The 17,816-nt window shown below is 51.6% G+C and carries 14 protein-coding genes; 4 read left to right on the plus strand and 10 right to left on the minus strand.

Annotated features, from left to right (window positions below; all coding sequences use genetic code 11):
• Positions 1-3: 3 nt before the first annotated feature.
• From R0125_RS10190 to R0125_RS10230, 9 genes are all read right to left on the minus strand, one after another.
• Positions 4-1,767: a PAS domain S-box protein gene (locus R0125_RS10190; RefSeq protein WP_317238480.1), complete on the minus strand. Its 1,764-nt coding sequence runs from the start codon at positions 1,765-1,767 to the stop codon at positions 4-6.
• 730 nt (positions 1,768-2,497) lie between these two features.
• Positions 2,498-3,574: a chemotaxis response regulator protein-glutamate methylesterase gene (locus R0125_RS10195; RefSeq protein WP_317238077.1), complete on the minus strand. Its 1,077-nt coding sequence runs from the start codon at positions 3,572-3,574 to the stop codon at positions 2,498-2,500.
• Positions 3,574-4,410, minus strand: coding sequence for a CheR family methyltransferase (locus R0125_RS10200; protein ID WP_317238078.1), 837 nt, complete (start codon positions 4,408-4,410; stop codon positions 3,574-3,576). Before R0125_RS10200 ends, R0125_RS10195 begins: the two co-directional genes overlap by 1 nt.
• A complete protein-coding gene (locus R0125_RS10205; RefSeq protein ID WP_317238079.1) occupies positions 4,407-4,937 on the minus strand; it encodes a chemotaxis protein CheW in 531 nt (176 codons plus the stop codon). The genes R0125_RS10200 and R0125_RS10205 overlap by 4 nt, the downstream gene beginning before the upstream one ends.
• An 11-nt stretch (positions 4,938-4,948) precedes the next feature.
• On the minus strand, positions 4,949-6,628 hold the full coding sequence (locus R0125_RS10210; protein WP_317238080.1) for a methyl-accepting chemotaxis protein: 1,680 nt from the start codon (positions 6,626-6,628) through the stop codon (positions 4,949-4,951).
• 17 nt (positions 6,629-6,645) lie between these two features.
• Positions 6,646-8,673, minus strand: coding sequence for a chemotaxis protein CheA (locus tag R0125_RS10215; RefSeq protein WP_317238081.1), 2,028 nt, complete (start codon positions 8,671-8,673; stop codon positions 6,646-6,648).
• Entirely contained in the window at positions 8,666-8,980 is a 315-nt protein-coding gene (locus R0125_RS10220; RefSeq protein ID WP_317238082.1) for an STAS domain-containing protein, read from the minus strand. Before R0125_RS10220 ends, R0125_RS10215 begins: the two co-directional genes overlap by 8 nt.
• Positions 8,981-8,991: 11 nt before the next feature.
• A complete protein-coding gene (locus R0125_RS10225; protein ID WP_317238083.1) occupies positions 8,992-9,354 on the minus strand; it encodes a response regulator in 363 nt (120 codons plus the stop codon).
• An 11-nt stretch (positions 9,355-9,365) separates the two neighbouring features.
• Positions 9,366-10,598 (minus strand): methyl-accepting chemotaxis protein, encoded by a 1,233-nt coding sequence (locus tag R0125_RS10230; protein ID WP_317238084.1) that lies wholly within the window; start codon positions 10,596-10,598, stop codon positions 9,366-9,368.
• Between the two features lie 718 nt (positions 10,599-11,316).
• Between R0125_RS10230 and R0125_RS10235 the strand changes: the two genes are divergently transcribed.
• From R0125_RS10235 to R0125_RS10250, 4 genes are read left to right on the plus strand one after another with little or no spacing between them, the layout of a single operon-like run.
• Positions 11,317-11,787, plus strand: a complete 471-nt coding sequence (locus tag R0125_RS10235; protein ID WP_317238085.1) for a hypothetical protein — start codon at positions 11,317-11,319, stop codon at positions 11,785-11,787.
• Between the two features lie 35 nt (positions 11,788-11,822).
• Entirely contained in the window at positions 11,823-13,724 is a 1,902-nt protein-coding gene (locus R0125_RS10240; RefSeq protein ID WP_317238086.1) for a bifunctional diguanylate cyclase/phosphodiesterase, read from the plus strand.
• Between the two features lie 12 nt (positions 13,725-13,736).
• Positions 13,737-14,576 carry a phosphate/phosphite/phosphonate ABC transporter substrate-binding protein gene (locus R0125_RS10245; RefSeq protein WP_317238087.1) on the plus strand — a complete coding sequence of 280 codons (840 nt, stop codon included), beginning with the start codon at positions 13,737-13,739 and terminating at the stop codon, positions 14,574-14,576.
• Positions 14,573-15,334 carry a HAMP domain-containing protein gene (locus tag R0125_RS10250; protein ID WP_317238088.1) on the plus strand — a complete coding sequence of 254 codons (762 nt, stop codon included), beginning with the start codon at positions 14,573-14,575 and terminating at the stop codon, positions 15,332-15,334. Before R0125_RS10245 ends, R0125_RS10250 begins: the two co-directional genes overlap by 4 nt.
• Positions 15,335-15,365: 31 nt before the next feature.
• On the opposite strand, the gene R0125_RS10255 is transcribed toward R0125_RS10250, so the two are convergent.
• On the minus strand, positions 15,366-17,396 hold the full coding sequence (locus R0125_RS10255; protein WP_317238089.1) for an EAL domain-containing protein: 2,031 nt from the start codon (positions 17,394-17,396) through the stop codon (positions 15,366-15,368).
• Positions 17,397-17,816: the final 420 nt, after the last annotated feature.

Consider the following 17,816-nt stretch of genomic DNA (forward strand, 5'->3'; position numbering starts at 1 on the left):
TCGTCATTGCTCCTGTGAGACGTCATTGAGTGCTCGCAATGAATCCGCCAGACTCCCGACACGTTCATTAGTATCGGTGACAAGACGATTGATCTCATCGGCCGATTGACTGGATTTCAAGGCAAGCTGTCGAACCTCATCAGCTACCACGGCGAACCCCCTGCCGGCCTCTCCCGCTCGGGCTGCTTCGATCGCGGCATTGAGCGCAAGCAGATTTGTTTGTTGTGAAATATGATTGATCGCGCCAACAATCTGGGAAATCTGCTCTGAAGACCTGAGTACAGAGTTCATTTCCTGGTCGGTAACCTCCACAGCCTGCATCTTTGAATGGACATCTATTCCGTATGCAACAAAGTATTTAATGCTTCCCGAAAAATCGGTAATTGGACATACCGTCAAGTCAAACCAGTGATCCTCTCCTGCCGTGCTCGGAAACGCATAACTTCCCCTGAGTTGAACTCCATTTAACAGCTTCGCGAAATTATCAGCACCAACGATTGTCTTGAGGTTATCGATGCGCACTTTAACGCTGTCTTCAGAGGTGTCTCCGAGACTGCGTAGCATGTAACCATTTGCACTAGACATTGATCCGGCAAGGTCCCATTCGGTGACGCCGTTGCTTTCACTGATGGCTTCAAAGCGACGAGTGAACTCGAGCGATTTTTCCTTTGTTTCGGTAACGTTCGCCTGAATGGAGATGAAATGAGTCAGTGTTCCAGCGTCATCAAAGACCGGATTGATCGCCAATGAGACCCAGTAGGGCTGATTGTTTCTGTCGTAATTGAGCACTTCATCGTAGAAGGGCTCATTGTTCCTGAGCTTGAAACGGATCTGTTCAATGGTTGCAGCATCAGTGTGCTGGCCTTGAAGCAGACTTCCAGGGTTTTTACCGATCACCTCACTCAGTGTGTACCCCGTTAACTGTGTAAAACCCTGGTTCACATAAACAATACTACGATCCGGTTTGGTAATGATGACGGCGTTATCCGTTTCATTTGCCACCATGGAAAGCATCTTGAATTCATCTCGCCGCTCCACTTCCTCAGTGACATCCTTCAGAAATGCGGTGTAGAGAATGCTGTCATCGAGGCGTATTTTTGACAGCGCAAGCGTTGCCCAGCGCCGCCCGCCGTCTTTGCGGTAAACGGGGACTTCTCTCGATGTGCCGACGATTTTGTCGACTCCGGTCTTTCTGTTTGCATCAACCAAGTCATCGTGACGGTCCCGGATATTGTGCGGAACCAGCATCTTGACATTCTGACCAATCATTTCTTCTCGTTCGTACCCCCACAGCGACTCCGCCGCAGAGTTCACAAAAATGATGTGGTTATTTGCATCAATGGTTACAACAGCATCAAGGGCTTGTTCAAGGGTTTGATTGATCATCTCCCGTGATGCGCGCTCGTTAGTTATATCTCGAACGAAAGCGGTGTAGGTGACAGATCTGCCTGATACAATTCTGTTCAAGGCAAGATTGACCCAAACGGTCGAGCCGTCTTTACGAGTCATCCTTACATCGCGGCTCGTGCCAACAATTCTGTCCTCCCCTCCCTTTCGATTACGCTCAATGTGCGAGTCGTGGTGTCCTTTCACATCATCAGGAACCAGCATCTTCACATTCTGACCCATCACCTCTTTGCGACTATACCCCCACAGTCGCTCGGCGGAATCGTTGAAGAAGGTAATTCTGTTCTTTTCGTCGATACTGACAACCGCATCGAGACACTGCTCAAGAACGCTGGATGAAAAATTTCGGCGAGAAAACATCAAGTAGGCTTCCGGTTGATTTACACAATGAACTAATGATGAGATCTCTGTCACAAATTACCAGTGCATTGTGATTGCCACTTGTAAAGAACTGTCAGCCTTTCAGTGCTAACGTATTCTTTCGTAACATAATGTTTTTATAAAGGCTTGTTCTCAGTTGGGTTCTATCCCAATTCCTAGGACGGTTTGGGTTCCAACCTGTTAATGCATATAGGTAAGAGCTACCCATGGTTAAGGTGGGAGATTAACCAATTGAACCTAGTGAGTTGCGACAGCCCCAACATCACCAACTATGTTTGTTAATAAAAAAATGGGTAATACTCTCGCGCAAAATGGGGCTTGGCACTTCAATACCGTCGAGTTCGCTCATTGAATTTTGTTCCGATTCCCGATAATCACAACCAGACATTTTTGAATGTAAAGTTAGCATGGCCAGTTTTTAAAACTTGAATCCTAGGCAGTTGACACAGCATTCATTCTGTTTATTTCGAGCCACCTTTAACCTTATAAGCGTGTGCCCGAACGTAGTTCAAATCGTGTGGCGATCGATGGTAAACGAATTTTTCTTGCGCTTTCGTTTGACCTACAAGTTACTGACGAAAAGCGATCTAAACCCGACAATCCCGCTATAATTCGCGCCCAATCGCTACCCATCGGAAGCCGAGGTCAGAGGCTCGAATCCTCTCAGAGACTTCGTGTAGAGCGCGCGACGTGCCCGCAAGCGAAGCAATCAGAGAACCTTCGCTTTATTTCTCTGCAGCGTGTTCTTCATGATCAAGCCTGGGATACGTGTCAGCGTAACTTGCTCGATCACCGCCCCCCGCTCCCAGGCTTCGCGCGGCATGCCGTAAACCACGCTGCTATCCTCGTCTTGACCGATGGTGTGGGCTCCGGCCTCACGCATCTCTAGGAGTCCCTCAGTGCCGTCGCTCCCCATGCCTGTCAGAATGACTCCTATGGCATTCGCCCCGGCGTAACGAGCGACTGATCGGAACAAAACGTTGACCGATGGCCGGTGGCGACTCACCAGCGGTCCATCCTCGAGGCCAACAAAATAACGGGCACCACTGCGGCGAAGCCGCATATGCCGATTGCCCGGTGCTATAAACGCATGCCCACGGAGCAAGGAGTCTCCTTCCTCCGCCTCCTTCACATTGATCCGACAAAGGCTATTCAGTCGCTCGGCAAAGGACCGGGTAAAACCCTCGGGCATATGCTGGACAATCAGTATGCCCGGACAGTCCTCCGGTAGCGCCGACAACAGAATACGGATGGCTTCGGTTCCACCGGTAGATGCTCCCACAGCAATAACCTTGTCGGTCGTTTCTGACATTGACTGGGAAGTCGGCGAAATATGCGGAACAACCTCTGAGGCCGATACGACCTGTTGCCTATGAATTCGCGCACGTGCGGCGCCTTTCACAGCATCCAAGATACGCACCCGCGATTCCTCTAGGAATTGCCGGGTTCCCAGTACCGGTTTAGTGATGATGTCCACCGCTCCGTACTCCAGCGCTCGTATTTGAGTATCCGTGCCAGTCCCGGTGAGGGAGGAACAGATAACAACCGGAATAGGTGCCTGAGCCATTAGCTTTCGCAGGAACGTAAGGCCGTCCATGCGTGGCATTTCTACGTCGAGGGTGATCACATCCGGCCTTACCGTGCGCAGCTTCTCAACGGCACGGTAAGGGTCAGACGCTGTTCCAACCACCTCGATCATACTTTCCGATTCTAGAATCTCCGTAAGTGTCTGACGCACGACAGCTGAGTCGTCAATGACAAGAACGCGAATGATTGGGTCGACCATCAGTCAGGCTTCCTGTAAACCGCGGGCTCTTCGCTAATGAGGCCGGATTGATAAGAGCGAATGCTTTCAGAATGACCAACGAACAAAAGCCCACCAGGGGCCAGTGCACGGTTCATCTGCCGGACAATTGCAGCCCGGTTCGCCTGATTGAAATAAATCATTACATTGCGGCAGAAAATGACGTCGTAATGCCCGTCAGGACCATAATCATCGGAAATAAGATTCAGAGGCCTTACACTCAGGTGGGAGCGTAATGCCGGGCCCATGCGAATCAACTGCTTTGCCCGGTCACGGCTGCGCAAGAAATAGCGTTTGCGCAACTCCAGAGGCACCGGGGCGATGCGGTCCTCGGAATAGATCCCTCGGCGGGTTGCATCCAGCATTGACGGAGCAATATCGGTCGCCTCGATGCGAAATTCAAAGCGCTGAAATTTCAACGCCAACTCGGACATCAGGATTGCCAAGGAATACGCTTCCTCACCACTGGAGCACGCCGCACTCCAGATACGCAAAGGCCGGCCTAGGGGTCCCCTTTCCAGCCGGCGCTGGAGATACCGCTCCAAAAACTGAAAGTGAGCCGGTTCGCGAAAAAAATCCGTCTTGTTCGTCGTTAGCGCGTCAATGAGCAGGATCTGCTCAACCGATGCGCCGGCCGACGAAAGCGCAAAATCCAAGTAATCAGAAAAATTACCATGGCCGGTAGCGCGCATGCGCTTGCGAAGACGCGCCTCCACCAGCTTGCGCTTGTACTCCGGCAGCAGAATGCCCGCGACACGCCCGACGTAATCCGAAACCCGGCGGTGGTCAGCCGTGGAGAGACCCTGGGCGACGCTCATTCCATTGCATGCTCCGCTCGCGCTTGCGGCTGCCGCTCAGAGCCAGAGATCAACAGCTCCAACTCATCCGACGAAAAAATCTCGGATAGGCGCAGCAGAATGATGAAATGATCGTCGTATTTGGCCATTCCCTCTATGAACTGACTGTCGATCCGATTGCCAATTCGTGGCGCCGGACTGATCTCGGCAGCATCCAACTCAACCACCTCCTGAACCCTGTCAGTCAGGATACCCAACGGCGTATTCTCGCCATCCACCTCGACATTCACGATGACGATGCACGAATCAATGGTCGGCTCCGACATTTGCATCCGGAAATGCTGCCGCAGATCAACCACCGGAATCACTTTACCCCGCAAGTTAATCACACCGAGCATGCAATTAGGTGTTCTCGGCACTTGAGTGATCCGACGGTATTCAAGCACCTCCTGAATACCGCTGATCTCCACACCAAACCATTCATCATCCAGAACAAATGACAGTACCTGAAGACTTTCAGCGGTAGCCGCTGGTTCAACTGTTGTCACGGCTCTGCTCCTCAGTAATGGACGAACTCTTTGTCATCCGCATGAAGGTCGATATCAACACCGTCACTTGTCGACGTTTTCGCGGCCTTGTGGCCTATGTTAGCGGTCTTTGATGCCGGCTTTTTCGCAACAATAATGGTGCTGTCCTTCTGGCTCTTTTTCTTTGCCGCGCTCTGATTGTCGACGCGAAAGAAATCGACCGTCGCATTCATCTGTTCAGCCTGAGCCGACAGCTCCTCTGATGTAGCGGCCATTTCCTCTGCAGAGGCAGCGGACTGCTGAACTACCTGATCCAACTGCTGCAGGGCCTTGTTAATTTCGTTCGAGCCCTTGTCCTGTTCGACCGTGGCGGCACTGATTTCCTGAATCAGTTCAGAGGTCCGCTGAATGTTAGGCACCAGTTCCTTCAGCATTTCACCGGCACGCTCAGACACTTCGAGACTGCTCCGAGATCGCTCAACGATCTCACCAGCAGCGCGCTGGCTGCGTTCCGCCAGCTTGCGAACTTCCGCGGCCACCACCGTAAATCCTTTACCGTGCTCACCGGCCCTGGCAGCCTCAATAGCAGCATTCAGCGCCAGGAGGTTGGTCTGACGGGCAATTTCCTCGATGATTCCGATCTTTTCGGCGATTTCTTGCATGGCTGCGACGGATTCGTGCACGGCCTCACCGCTTGCTTGGGCATCGGTCGCCGATTTGCGGGCGATCTGCTCGGTCTGACGTGCGTTATCAGCGGTCTGAGCGATGTTGGCCGACATCTCCTCCATGGACGAAGAGACCTCCTCCAAAGACGCTGCCTGCTCTGTGGCACCTTCCGCAATCTGTTGCCCAGTGCTGCTCAGCTCAATACTACCGGCGGACACGTTGTCCGATGCTTCCTTTATTTCTCCAACAATCTCACGGAGTTTCGAGTTCATATTGCGCAGGATACCGTAAAGATCAGCTTCGTTAGCTTTCGGGTCAAACCGAGTATTAAGATCGCCCTCACCAATACGCATAGCAATGCGGCCTACTTCATTGATTCGACGAATGATGACAGTCGCGGACAACAAACCGACGAGCAAAGAGACTATCAGCATACCCAGAAGCATGTTGCGCGCTTCAGTGTATCGTGCCTCCGCTAGGACAGTTGCCTCCCTCATACCATCAACTCCGATCTCCGCCACTCTACGTAGTGAACCTTCAGCATTCGCCAGTGCAGGCTCACCAGAGCTTGCCAGCAATTGAGCTGCTTCTCGATTGGCACTCAGCAAAGCCTCTGCGCTCGCTCCTCGATCCAGAGTGAGGTTTGCCAGTTGGCGAACCTCACTGGATACGGAACGGTATGCCCCAAGCGACACAGAGAAGTCGGCCAAGGCCTGCTTAGCCTCATCGGAAACGATCAACTTCTCAAGCGCCTCCAGATCCCTCTCCAAAGCCGCAACGCTATCTCTTACAAGCCCCTCATAACGATCCTTATTGGCGCCGACTGTCGCAATAACATAGTTTTTGACCAGACGATCGGCGTCGAGAAGACCCGAACGGATCTGTTCAGCCAGTTTCACACGCTCAGCTGGCCCTTCTATGGTCTCATTCAGGCGTTCACGAGCACGGTCCAGCGACTGCAAACTCACGTAACTGTTTACGCCAATTAGCAGGATCAGCAAGGTGAATCCTGTGTACAAAAGGGTCTTAATGGTAATTCGTTTCATGCTTTCCGGCTCCTCATTCAAGCTGCCGTGCTATTGATATCGTCAACCAGTTCTGCGACATCTAGGATCATGGCAATACCGCCATTGCCCAAGATGGTTGCTCCCATAACACCTTCGGCGTCGCGATACAGACGCCCCAAACTTTTGATCACAGTCTGGGAGTGGCCGATCACCTCATCTACCGTGATTCCGAACCGCTCATTGTCCACATGGACGATCACCGTTTGCTCTATGACTGGCTGCTGGCCTGCAACCGCAAACCATTCCCGCAGACGCAGGGATGGAACAAGGCCGTCACGATGTCTGACCAATCGCGTCCCGTTGTCTCGGCTGGACTCAGAGGCAAGTGTTTCGATGCATTCGTCCACCACACCCAGAGGAATCACAAACCTTTCACCGGACACCGCCACCATCAGGCCATCAATGATGGCCAGTGTCATAGGCAGACTGATAGTAATGACCGTGCCCGCGCCTGGCTCAGACTGTAGCTGCACTCGACCTTGAAGACTTTCAATGGAAGTCCTGACCACATCCATACCAACACCGCGGCCAGACACGTCCGAGACCTTTGCTGCAGTCGAGAAACCAGGTTCGAAGATCAGGTTATAAATGGCATCTGTGTCGGGGGTAGCATCCTGTCCAACCAGCCCGTTATCTCTGGCTTTCTCTAGAATCCGTCCAGCATCAAGCCCGGCTCCATCATCGGAAATCCGAATGATGATCCGGCCCTGCTCATGAGCCGCTTCCAGACGGATAGTCCCGCTTTCAGGCTTACCAGCAGCCAACCGAGCCTCCGGCAGTTCGATACCGTGGTCCAGGCTATTGCGTAACAGGTGTACTAACGGGTCCGCGAGCTTGTCCAGCACCACCTTATCCAGTTCGGTTCCCGCGCCGGCCGTCTCCAGAGCCACGTTTTTGCCTAACTCTCTGGACAGATCACGAACCAATCGCCGGAAGCGACCGAAAGTGGAGCCGATCGGCAACATCCGGATGTCAAAGGTAGTCTCACGGAGGTTATTGGACAGACGATCCAGTTCTTCGGCCAGCTCGCCAATGATGTCGTCTTCGCGGGAAATGGCCAGTTGATCCAGCCGAGCTTGCAGAATCACCAGCTCACCAACCTGATCCATCAAGGCGTCCAGCTTACGCTGAGGCACCTTGATACTAAGCTCGGACTCATTTGCCCGCGAAGTGATGGTTGGCTGTGAGGGCGTTGTTCCTTGGGGCGCGAGCTGATCTGCAGCATCACGCCCCTGAATGCGTACCTCTGGAGCCAGAGCATACAAGGCTTTGACGCGCTCACCTGTCAGCCATCCAGCAGCGGATAAACTATCGATGTTTCTGCGGAAGGCATCAGGGCTAAGGAGGGATAATTCAATGTCCCAGTCATCACAGACAAACAAAAAAACATCGCGCAGGGTATTTTCTGAAGCATCAGTGACGATCAGTATCAGCAGCTCAAGCGCGCAGAGTTCCGGATCCTCCGGCGCTCCTTCCAGGCGAAGACTTATGCCGCAGGCACCTAATTCCTGTAGCTCACGAATCAGGGGCAGCACGTCCATACCATCGGTGAAAGCCGTTACCGCAGGTCGCACCAAAATCGAGTAGCAACGCGGGCCGGTCAACTCATCTATACAATCCGTGCCTGCCTGCTGTTCATATACTGGGCTCGATACCTCTGTAACTTGCTGCAACCGACTGACCAGCCCCAGGCTGTATTCGATCTGCGTGTTCTCCGGTACCGGCGACTTAAGCAGGCTCTCGATCTGGTCCTTACATTCCAGTACCAGATTGATCATCTTTGCGGTCAGTACCAGTTGCCCAGAACGCACCTGTTCGAACAAGGTCTCAAGATGGTGAGTAAATTCTGACAGATGGTCGAATCCCACCATACCGGACGATCCCTTAATGGTGTGCATGGCGCGAAATGCGATGTTGATCTGCTCCGCATCGTTCGGGATAACGTCTAGGCGCAACAGCGCCTGTTCGAGGTTATCAAGGTGCTCAGCCGCCTCTTCACGAAACACCGTTTCCGAATCAGACATCAGTGACAAGCTCCGGAAACGGTTCACATTGGCAGATCTCAAGACTGATCAACTTAATGATCCCGGCTATTGCGCCGGGCACGTTGACAAACACCAGTCGGTACCCGTCTGTAAACAGGCGATTGCGAACGGCCAGCAGCCATTGCAGACCGGCAGAGTCAATCTCGTTGACATTGGAGAGATCGAAAAGCCAGTCCCGGCTGGGCACGCCGGAACCGGAAAACGATGCTTCAAGTTTTCGTACTTCGTAGATAGTCAGGGCGTCCGGGGCACTCCAAACGCCTTTGGCAGGATCAGGAAGGGTCATAGTCAGCTTCCTCATGCCAATTTGGAAACGGCTGCCAACAGCAGCTCAGGCTTGAAGGGCTTCACGAGCCATGCCTTGGCACCTGCCGCTTTACCCTCCATTTTCTTGCTCTCTTCGGATTCTGTCGTCAGCATCAGAATCGGGGTGAACTTGTGATCAGCCCGCTTTTTGACCTCTTTAACAAAGGTAATCCCATCCATCACTGGCATGTTCACGTCGCTCACAATGAGGTGAAAGCGCTGGCCGTTGAGTTTGCCGAGGGCATCAGCGCCATTTTCCGCAGTTACCACCTGGTGACCGGCGTCTTTCAGAGCCATGCCCACCACTTGGCGAATGGAAGCAGAATCGTCGACTACAAGAATGTTTTTTGACATGGGCTTAAATCTCAGAAGAAGGTAAGTTCACTAGAAGCAGCGGCCTGACAGGGGCGCCCGGGTGTTCCACCGGCCAGCGACTCGCGCTCGAAGGCCGTTGTTGTGCGTGAGCGCAACTGATCCGCCAGCTTTGTCACGCTATTCTCAAATGTCCCGGGCGCTTCCGAATTCCTACTGCATGCGAGGACGTGAACATCATCCACGGAGCCGGTTACGTGTGAGAGGATTTGACTGAAGTGATCCTGGAATTGCAGCTGGATAATCACATCACGGATGTCGTCCTGAACCGACACCCCGCTGCGCATGAGGGAATAATTGACTTCGGTTAAGCCATCTACTTTGGAGGCAATATCGGCCAGCGTCTCATCGATCGCGCTCTGTAACTTTCGGCGTGCGGAAATAGAATCATCGATGTTGCTTTGGACCAGTGTCACCGTCTCGCCGATTTGATGGCTTACCCGACCCACCACTTCACTGATACGGTCACCAGCCTCGGATGATCTCGCTGCCAAAGATCGAACTTCACCGGCGACAACGGAGAATCCACGCCCGGCTTCGCCGGCTCTAGCCGCTTCAATCGCTGCGTTTAAAGCCAACAGGTTAATTTGTTCTGCAATCTTTCGAACTTCGGTTGCAAAGTTGTCAAGCAGAGACGTGCTCTCGGAAAGCGCCTCCACTCTCTCAAAAGTCTGCTGATCTCGGCTGCCACCAGCCTCAAGCAAACCTAACAATTGTCGGAACGTTGACTCAGCCGATCGTGTGACTTCACTCAGAACCGTATCAGTGCCCCGGGTTCCCTCACCGGTGGCAACGGATAGCTGATCACAGATGGATTCGAATTTTTGGGAGAGGTCAACCACTGCCTGCTCCATGGTTTCCCTACCTCCGTTGAGGAGCTGGTTCCAGAGTGGCAAAAGTTCGGTCACAGAGTCTGTGAATTGTTGGTTTACTTGGTCTCGGCGGACAAACTGTTCGAGCTGCTCCTGACACACGACTATGTCATTAAACGTCCGACACAATTCTTTATTTAGTGTCCGGCAACGAAAAAATACAACAAACGTTATAAGTAATGTACATGAAGCTGCTAGGCTGCCAGCAAACTTAAATCCGCTCATTACTAGGAAAAATGAGATTGATATGGCAATGCCAGTGACAACCAGGAAAACCGAAAAAGACAATAATAGCCGAGAAATCCGACGGTGATCAGAATTATTTTCGAGGTTCGAATCGCTAATGTAATCCATCAGTACCTCAGACTAAAGTCTAATAATACCATGACACTTGTCACATTTCGGACGCCAGTGTAATTAACTTTCTCAACTCAGCGAAAACACATTCCTGTGTCATTTTTTATTTAAAATGCAAATTTCTGTGGAATTGAAAATCGCGGTAAAATTCGCTACATATTCAAATAAAGGATCGCCCGTATAATCCCAAAAACTCTATCTAGAGTTGATGCAAGTCAAATTGTTAGCTATCTCCGGAGCAGACTTTTTCTGAAGCAAACAGCTTCTGCCCTTAGGAGAGGAAAGACGTGTTGACCGAGGACAAGCTAACCAGACTACCCAACTGGCGGGGGTTCATACACTGGGTGCAAAAAACGATTGACGTGCAGCGCGGTCCAAGGCCGCTATCTCTATCAGACAGGGCTCTGTGACGAGAGCGCCCTAGAAGAACACCGTCTTCTCCAGGATACCCCGAAGCCGCTGGAACGTCTGTCGAGAGTAGTCCCTTTACCTCGCAGCGCACCTCTCGAAACAGTGAACCTCTCAGTCACGCGAGTCTCGCTCTTAGTTAATCGCTATCACCCTGGTTCAAAAGTTTATCTAACAGGGTCCCGAGCATGAACTTATACTTCTTGGATTGTTACGCGAAATAACGAAAACCCTGTGGTACCGCACCTTCTGCGAAATTACGTTATGCACGTATCGGTAAAACTTTAACAACATTGAGACTAAGCCAATGGGTCGTTTTTTTGTACTTTTTGCTTTTGTAGCTACGGTATCGAGCTCCCTTCTTGCGTCTGCCAATGATCTTAAGATCGCCGATGGCGCTGAATTGATCGTGTTGGATCGCTCCGAACTTGAAGCTTTTCCACAGTCCACTGTTGTAACATTCAGCCCCTATTTTGACGGTGACGAGACCTTTTCCGGACCCACGTTGACACGAGTTCTTGAGCCATTCGACGTATCTGGTGAACGCAACGTGACCCTGAAAGCTTTGAATGACTATACGGTTACAGGTCCGTTGAGAGAAATTCTTGGCCTCGACGCGATTGTAGCGACACGCCGGAATGGCAAGGTTATGTCCGTTCGTGACAGAGGACCGTTCTGGATCATTCTGCCGCTTTCGACGAGACCAGAATTAGACGATGAAAATTTCCATCGCTACATGGTCTGGCAACTCAATGGCATCGAGTTGAGCAACCGGTGACGAAAGGTTTCCTGTTAACACGGCTTTTCTCAAGAATGACGATCGGCTTTCTATTCCTGATCGTGGCTTTCTTACTTGCGGCCAGCTTTTATACCTATCTGCAGGACCGGCGCCTGCAGTCTGTATCGATAAGTGCTTTGCGGATGGCGTCCTGGAACCTGGCTCAATTGGGCAATGAGGCCGGTGCACTCGATCGCGAGCTTCACCTCACCGCTGCGGGAGTTGGCAATCCCGACGATCTTGCCCTGCGCTATGACATACTTTGGAGCCGTTATGACTATCTTCTGACCAATGCCGAATCCCGCGCCACCCGCGATCATGACGACAACCAAGCGAGACTCGAAGAACTATTCAGCCAACTGAGGCAGCTTGAGCAACCCTTGGCGGCGCAGCTGGCCACCCCTGGAGACTGGAAGTCGGTGCTCACCGATTGGAATGAGCAAAAAACCGGCATCCAACGTTTGGTTATCGACAATTTCGTGGGCAATGAAGCCAATCGTCTAGTCACCGCTGTCGAGGCATCTCGGGAGCGGCTTTCGAATCTCCGAATTCTTACGCTTGGCGCACTGGTCGCGGTGTTTCTTTATATGGCGCTGGCTGTAAGCTTTGTGCGCAAGCAAGCACGTGTAGACCCGGTGACGGGATTACCTAACGCCTTGCGTCTGCACTCAATTCGCGGCGTCGATAGGCAAACCTCCATCATCACGTGTGAGATCCGAGAATTTCAGCTTGTTATAAGTGATTATGGTACGGAAGGCGCCCACCGGTTGCTGCGTCACTTCACCCGCCAGTTGCGTAAACAGCTTTTATCGGAGGACGAATTGATTCATGCGTCCCAAAGTGAGTTCGTGCTTCTTATCGCCCACAGAAAATCCGAGACGGTTTCGTCTATTATCGAGGGGCTGGTCGATGCGTCTAATTTCGACTGGCGAATTGGTAATTCGGTTCTGCACATTTCCGCTACTTTCGGCGTCGATCCGGAATGCGACGATGGAAGCCTGACATGGGATGCGAGACACCAACGGGCACACCGGGCTCTGACGCAGGCCCGCCTGGAGAATCGTACTTTTTATATTAACGGAGAGGACCTGCGGCGGCGTCTTCAGGAAGAGCAAAAAATTCATGCCGGTCTCCTGAGATTTCTCAATAACGAACCAAGCTCTCTTGGTCTGCACCTTGTTTACCAGCCCATCGTGAGTGCTTCTAACCGTAATTACATCACAGGTGCCGAGGTGCTTCTACGCTGCAAGGAAGCCACTCTCGGCTTCGTTCCCCCCAACAGAGTTGTTGACCTTTGTGAACGATTCGGATTGGGTGTCGAGTTGGGCAGATGGCTGTTTCGACAGGTAGCCCTCGAGACCGGCCAGCTATATGAAGGTATGGATTTCGGCGGAAGTATCTCTCTAAACCTCAATCCGGCGATGTTAAACAGCAACCTGGTTAATGACATTCAAGCCCTGCTAATCGATGCCGGTGTGCCTGGCAACGCTTTGTGTATGGAGATTACAGAGGATAACGCGGCGTTAGAGTTCAAAGTGATCAATACGCTGATCTCGCGGTTGCGTGAGTTAGGCGTAGCCTTTGCCCTCGACGATTTCGGGACTGGGCACTCCTCGCTTGAGTATGTCCGCGAGCTGAAAGTCGATCGACTAAAAATTGACCGGTGCTTTGTCGATGGCATTGAGCTCAGCAACGATAAAGCCCGTTTCTTGGGTTCCATCATCGCCATGGCTGAACAGGCTTACATGAAGAGTGTGATTGAAGGTGTGGAGAACGAGGCACAGTGGCAGTTGGTTGAAAAACTGGGCGGCACATTGATTCAGGGCTATCACGCTCATCGCCCCATGGCATTGAATTGCTACATCAATCTCTTGCTGGATGCGAATTCGTCTTACCCGACACAAGCGATGAACGAGCAAAAGCGCTATGGAAATTAATGGAAACGTTTCATGAGTATCCGACAACAATTTACTCAATGGTGGATGGCTTTGACGATGTGTTTGTGGCCAGCGGCTGTTTTGGCTAATGACACAGAGCTCGTCTTCGGCGTAGTGCCTCAAGAATCCTCAAGCAAGTTGGCTGAGCAATGGTCTCCTCTGTTACACCGGTTGTCCGTGCAACTTGAGCGTCCCATTCGGTTTGCAACGGCTCCGGACATTCCGACGTTTGAGAGACGTTTATGGGAGGGTCATTACGACATTGCGTATATGAACCCGTATCACTACACCGTATTCAGTGAAGAGCCGGGTTACCGAGCTGTTGCATTCGAAGCGACGAAGCTAATGCGAGGCATCGTCGTCGTTCCCGAGACGCATGCCGCTCAGACTTTGCAAGGACTTGAGGGAGAGACCGTTGTGTTCCCAGCGCCGGCTGCATTTGCCGCTACGATACTGGTTCGAGCAGAGCTGGACAGACTTGGTGTTCCCTACACGCCGCGTTACGTTTCTTCGCATCAATCGGTCTACCTGAATGTGCAGAAAGGTTTCGCTGCGGCTGGCGGCGGGATTGAGCGCACATACAACGCAGCGATTGAGGCGGGACTCACAGGTACCCGGGTGCTTTGGCGATCAAAAGGTTATATACCTCACGCGTTCGCCGTACATCCGGATCTACCCACAGACGACGTGCTGAAAGTTCAGGCTGTGCTAACGAGCCTCCATGAAACTGAAGAAGGAAAGCGCTCGCTCGACCTGGCCAATCTGGAAGCGCTGGCCGCAGCAAAGGATTCCGACTGGGATGAGGTGCGAGCGCTGGAAATTAGTTCTCTTCTTGCCGAGCAAGAGCTATGAAACTCTCGATCCGGGCCCAAGCCATTATCGGTATTGGCATGATTGAAATTATCATGCTGATGGTTTTGCTGTATTCCGTCTTCCATTTTATCGACGGATCGACCTCGTCTGAGGTGCAGCGCCGAGCACAATCTGTTGCAGACATATTTGCTGCCACAGTTGGAGATGACGTGCTATCGATGGATCTCGGCGCACTGCAATCTTTTGTAGACGCTGCTGCCAGGACTCCGGGAACGTCGTTTGCCCGAATCATCGGTTACAACGGACACTTACTGGCTGAGGCAGGCGACCCTGAGGCACTGTCGCAATCCTTCAAAAATACCGGGCAAGCGGATGTCTTACCCGACCTGTTTATGGCAGATGCGACGATCGTAAAAGCAGGACTTAATTACGGAAGAGTGGAGATTGGTCTGGACCTTCGTGAACAAAAGCAGAGTATTGCCGCGGTCAAAAAGAGAAGCCTATTAATTGCAGCGCTTGAAGTCATTGCCGCCGCATTGTTCTCGTTAGCCGCAGGTTATTATCTGGTGCGGCGACTTAAACACATCGTCGGTGTCCTCAAGCGAATAAACAACGGTGAATATCGGCAGAAAGTTGGCGATTCTTGGCTGGACGAAGTTGCAGATATTGCCAGAGAGATTGATTGTCTCACCGACAGGATCATCTGGGAGACGCAAACACGAGATCAGCGGATCGAAGACCTTGAGGAGCTCAATCGGCTTCTACAGAAAAAAATTATTCACTACAGAAAAAACTAAGGAAGTGCGAGGTTAGGAGTAACCTCAGGATTTACCCTTCCCATGCGGTTGCCTCCTCAGCCGGAATTGCGGGGCTGAAAAAGTAACCCTGAGCTACATCACAACCCAACTCAGTTAACCGTCGCGCTTGATCGGCGCTTTCCACTCCCTCAGCGGTTACCTTAAGACTATAGGCTTTCGCCAAACCGATAATGGATTTGACCAACAATATGCCCTGTTCATTATCAATATCATTAATGAACGATTTATCGATTTTAAGCTCGTCTACATCGAGGTTTTTCAGGTAACTGAGAGAAGAATATTCTGTCCCGAAGTCGTCAAGGCTGATCTTTATGCCCATGGATCGCAGGGCTGCAATCGTGTTTGAAACTGTTTCCGTCATTCCCAAAAGCACTCCCTCGGTGATTTCCAACTCCAAGTCACTTGACGTTAGGCCAAACTCCTCAATTAGTCCCGAAAGCCACGTCGAGAAGGCTGGATCGGCGAAGTGATGGGCGGTTATATTGACAGCGATCGGCTCTGGACTTCCCAGCGACGCTCTTATGCCTGCCAAAATCGACGCTACTTCGCGAAGGATGTAACGATCCATCGCTGGCCCCATACCGGCGGCCTCCGCTACTGGTATAAAATCAGCCGGGCTTATCGAGCCCCATTCTGGATGATGCCAACGAGCAAGAGCTTCATAGCCGCATTTCTTCCGCGTGGCCAAAGTAACTTTGGGTTGGAGGTAAACATCAATGGTGCCCTCTGAGAGCGCCCTTTTGATCAATTGCTCCATCGAGATTTGGCGCAATAAATCCTTGTGTCTTCGACCATCAAACATAACAAGAGAGATGTTGCGGGTTTTAGCTTCCCGCATGGCGGCTTCCGCCAATTCAGGCATCCGTTCAAGTTCATTAGAGTGATCGGGGAAAAGGGCCACTCCGGCTTTGCATTCCAAAGTGTGGGAAAAGCCGTTGATTGGATAGGGTTGTTCTAAAGGTTTGAGTATATCGTTGGCGGCCTGCATTGCTCCAGATGTTTCCGGGACCGGAAACGCCACCATCAGCTCGTCACCACCCTGGCGGGCCATAAGAGCCGACACCGGTAAAGCAGATTCCATTCGCTGGGTCATTTGTACAATCACGTTGTCACCGAACTCATAACCATACCGCTGATTGATCTGGCTAAAGCGGTCAGGATCAATCAGAAGAAAAGCCCACGTTTGTCCTGGCTGTAAAGACTTGCGCAGGTATCTGATCATGGCTCTGCTGTAAAAAAGGCCAGTAAGCTGATCGTGATTCTTCAGGAATCGGGCACGGGACAAGGCTCTTTCTCTGTCCGACACATCGACTCCAAAACCCTGCAGTTCTCTCGTTCCGCTCAGACCGCTCTCTACCTGCCTGAATGACCAGTCGGCGTGCCGTGATGAACCAGCTGTCAGCATATTGAACTGAAGGTAGACTTCATCGCGATGATCTTTGGATAGAAGTTCCTCGAGCTCTCTGGTTTGCTGCCGGGATTCACCACTCAAAAGATTGGTCAAATGCGTACCGATCAGATCATCGTGGGATTTGCCAAGAACCGTTGCGAGAGATGAGTTTGCAAAAGTCAGCCGTAGCTGCTCATCTAGACGACAAATGAAATACCTTTCACTTTCGACAATTTCACGATACTGAGTTTTTGCGCGCTCCAAGTCCGCCAACGTATTATAGTAATCCGTCAAATCATGACAAATGCCCACGAACCACGATCTTCCTTCGGATTTGTATTCACCGATCGACAGGCGAATGGGGAAAGCCGCACCGTTTTTTTTTCGCCCGGTCGTATTTCTCCCTATACCAATGACTTTGGCAGGGGCGCCCTGACGATAAGAAGCTAAATAGCGATCATGAGCACTTCGATCAGGCTCGGGCATTAACATACTGACGTTTGCGCCGACACACTCGTGCGGCTGGTAACCAAAAACCTGCTCGATTGAGTCAGAGACCTGCTGAATCCTACCATCATCGTCAATCAGCACGACTGCGTCCGCAGCTGCTTTCAATACAGCAGATAGAGGACCGTTTACATTTTTGAACATGATGTTCCACCGTATCTTCTCAATACAAATTCAATCTCTTCGACACGTTCAGTATAGGCATGTTGCAGGATCTTAAAAGCTAGCGCTTGTCTTGGATAGTAGAAGCTCCGATGGTGATCTCCCCCGACAGAACACCGAGCCCAGCCTGACGCCGCGTGTCTGGCAGAAGACTACCAGTCGGTGCTGTGTGGATAACATCCGTGATCTGATGATCACCTATCCCGAGGCGTTTTACGTCGAGTCTGGCAGGGTGTGGTTGCCCCGATAAATTCGACACAAACCAATACACATGGTCATTGGGGATTTTGCCCTAAGGTATCCAAAGTACATGAATTAGCTGCATCTCACCAGATAACATGGCGGCTCGGTCTAAATCCGATCAGCGTGGTCGCAATTCAGAATTTTCTGCACAAGGTGTGA

This window comes from Marinobacter sp. M-5 (assembly GCF_032911545.1).
Taxonomy (GTDB): Bacteria; Pseudomonadota; Gammaproteobacteria; order Pseudomonadales; family Oleiphilaceae; genus Marinobacter; species Marinobacter goseongensis.

What these genes read in the sequence shown, in the direction of transcription:
- R0125_RS10190 (WP_317238480.1), bottom strand. Translation starts at nt 1,767, where the DNA reads ATGTTTTCTCGCCGAAATTTTTCATCCAGCGTTCTTGAGCAGTGTCTC.
- R0125_RS10195 (WP_317238077.1), bottom strand. Translation starts at nt 3,574, where the DNA reads ATGGTCGACCCAATCATTCGCGTTCTTGTCATTGACGACTCAGCTGTC.
- R0125_RS10200 (WP_317238078.1), bottom strand. Translation starts at nt 4,410, where the DNA reads ATGAGCGTCGCCCAGGGTCTCTCCACGGCTGACCACCGCCGGGTTTCG.
- R0125_RS10210 (WP_317238080.1), bottom strand. Translation starts at nt 6,628, where the DNA reads ATGAAACGAATTACCATTAAGACCCTTTTGTACACAGGATTCACCTTG.
- R0125_RS10215 (WP_317238081.1), bottom strand. Translation starts at nt 8,673, where the DNA reads ATGTCTGATTCGGAAACGGTGTTTCGTGAAGAGGCGGCTGAGCACCTT.
- R0125_RS10220 (WP_317238082.1), bottom strand. Translation starts at nt 8,980, where the DNA reads ATGACCCTTCCTGATCCTGCCAAAGGCGTTTGGAGTGCCCCGGACGCC.
- R0125_RS10225 (WP_317238083.1), bottom strand. Translation starts at nt 9,354, where the DNA reads ATGTCAAAAAACATTCTTGTAGTCGACGATTCTGCTTCCATTCGCCAA.
- R0125_RS10230 (WP_317238084.1), bottom strand. Translation starts at nt 10,598, where the DNA reads ATGGATTACATTAGCGATTCGAACCTCGAAAATAATTCTGATCACCGT.
- R0125_RS10235 (WP_317238085.1), top strand. Translation starts at nt 11,317, where the DNA reads ATGGGTCGTTTTTTTGTACTTTTTGCTTTTGTAGCTACGGTATCGAGC.
- R0125_RS10240 (WP_317238086.1), top strand. Translation starts at nt 11,823, where the DNA reads ATGACGATCGGCTTTCTATTCCTGATCGTGGCTTTCTTACTTGCGGCC.
- R0125_RS10245 (WP_317238087.1), top strand. Translation starts at nt 13,737, where the DNA reads ATGAGTATCCGACAACAATTTACTCAATGGTGGATGGCTTTGACGATG.
- R0125_RS10250 (WP_317238088.1), top strand. Translation starts at nt 14,573, where the DNA reads ATGAAACTCTCGATCCGGGCCCAAGCCATTATCGGTATTGGCATGATT.
- R0125_RS10255 (WP_317238089.1), bottom strand. Translation starts at nt 17,396, where the DNA reads ATGTTCAAAAATGTAAACGGTCCTCTATCTGCTGTATTGAAAGCAGCT.